This window comes from Burkholderia sp. Cy-637, from assembly GCF_011753175.1.
GTDB classification, from domain to species: Bacteria; Pseudomonadota; Gammaproteobacteria; order Burkholderiales; family Burkholderiaceae; genus Burkholderia; species Burkholderia gladioli.
The window spans coordinates 1-1,868 of sequence record NZ_VWWC01000355.1; the positions used below are offsets into that span (position 1 = coordinate 1).

Consider the following 1,868-nt stretch of genomic DNA (forward strand, 5'->3'; position numbering starts at 1 on the left):
TGGCCAGCGCGTGGGCGCTGCCGGGGTCGCGCACGGTGGCCAGCAGCTGCCAGTCGCGGCGCGGCACCAGCGCGGCGGCCACCGCGCGGCCCAGCAGGCCGGAAGCGCCGATCAGGGCGAGTTTCATGCGTCGTTCTCCCAGGGGCCCGGCGACCGGGCGGACCGACATTGTGCCGGTTCCGACGCGACCCTGCGATGTCCACGACGCGGTGCGGGCCGCCGCGCGAGGTGGGCAACGGCCACAGGCGCTGGCGGCCCTTACAGGCGCACGCCCAGCATGCCGAGCACGATCGCGACCGCCCAGCACAGGCTCGCGCCGATCAGCAGCAGCGCGATGCGATCGGCCCTGGCGCGCGCCGTGCCATGCGCGAGCAGCACGCCGCGCAGGCCGCAAACCACATGGCACAGCACGAAGGCGGCCGCCAGCGAGTAATGCGGGATCAGGCGCACGCTCCAGGCGTCGGCGACCAGCCCCGTGGGCTGGCCGGTGGCCCAGGCGTAGTCGGTATCGGTGCCGAAATAGCGCGCCAGCACGAACACCGAATTGATGTGGCAGCCGATGAAGGTCACCAGGTAGGCGCCGGTCGCCGTCTGCAGGTTGCCGAAGCGGTCCTGCGCCGTCTCCAGCTTCGGCAGGAGCAGCAGCAGGCCGCTGACGATCTGCAGGAAGAACAGCGAGATCAGCACCGGCTCGACCCAGGCGGCGCGATAGACGTGCCGCAGGATCAGCATCAGGTGCCGATGCGCGTCGTTGCCCAGCAGGCCGAGCACGTGGTTGCCGAGATGCGGGAACAGGTAGACCAGCAGGATCGCCGCCGCCGAGATGCCGTGCAGCACGCGCACCGGCGCCGTGTTCAGGCGGCGCGGCGCGGCGAGCGCGGCCTGGGCCGCCATGCCGCCCACACCGCCCATGCCGCCCGCGCGCATCGCCAGCGACAGCCCGGTGCCGGCCAGCACCAGCGCCCAGCAGCCGAGCCAGACCGCGTAGTCGCGCCCCTCGATCTTCATCAGGTACAGCAGCACGCCGATCAGCACGTAAAGCGGCGGCGAGGCGAAAGTCAGGTGCGCGAGCCGGCGCAGCACCGGCACGCGAGCGTCGTCGCCCGCCTGCGCGGCCAGCCGCGTGAGGCTCAGGTAGGCGCTGCCGGGCACCGCCAGGCAGAGCGCCATCGCCAGCAGCGCGGCCAGCGGCCGGTGGGCCGCCGCCTGGTCGTGGAAGACGGAAAGATAGCCGGGATAACCCAGCGCCAGCAGCGCGGGGACGAAGTGCCAGGCCAGCGCCGGCGCAGCCGCGCGGCGAATCACAGTAGAATTCATCGTGCTCACAGAATCGAGGTTCGCGTGACCCGGGCCGTCGCCCGGAACTACCGATCGGTGCCGCGTCGAGTATAGGCAGCGCCGGCCCGCCAGGTGGGCCGAAAACGGCTGCGCGAAGCGGGCCGCCGCCTCGTTCCTCCCCCATGTTGGATGCTTCCGTGCGTGATCTCCTGATCGAACTCGGCGAGACCGGGCCGATCCGGCAGCGCGTCGTCGCCGGCCTCTACCGCGCGCTGCGCGACGGCCGCCTGCGGCCCGGCCAGCGCCTGCCCGCCTCGCGGCTGTGGGCGCTCGAGCTCGGCGTGTCGCGCAATACCATCCGCGAGGCCACGGCCGCGCTGGTCGAGGCAGGCTGGCTCGAATCGCGGGCCGGCTCGGGCCTTTATGTGAAGGCCGTGCCGCCCGTCGAGGCGACGCCTTCGGCGCTCGCGCCGTCGTCGCCACGGTCTTCCCCGCCGTCATACACGCTATCGTCCACGCCGTCGTCGCCACGGCCGCCCTCGTCCGCGCACGCGCCGGCCGCGAGCCCGGACGCCGCCGCGCCGCCGCCC

Annotated in this window: 2 protein-coding genes; one reads left to right on the forward strand and one right to left on the reverse strand. The window is 73.2% G+C overall.

Annotated features, from left to right (window positions below; all coding sequences use genetic code 11):
* Positions 1 to 258: 258 nt before the first annotated feature.
* The gene (locus tag F3J10_RS35435) at positions 259 to 1,317 is read right to left on the reverse strand and encodes a hypothetical protein (RefSeq protein WP_167244030.1); all 1,059 of its coding nucleotides are present in this window, start codon (positions 1,315 to 1,317) and stop codon (positions 259 to 261) included.
* 158 nt (positions 1,318 to 1,475) lie between these two features.
* On the opposite strand from F3J10_RS35435, the gene F3J10_RS36140 reads away from it, so the two are divergent.
* A partial coding sequence (locus F3J10_RS36140; protein ID WP_345791255.1) for a winged helix-turn-helix domain-containing protein occupies positions 1,476 to 1,868 on the forward strand: 393 nt, incomplete at its 3' end.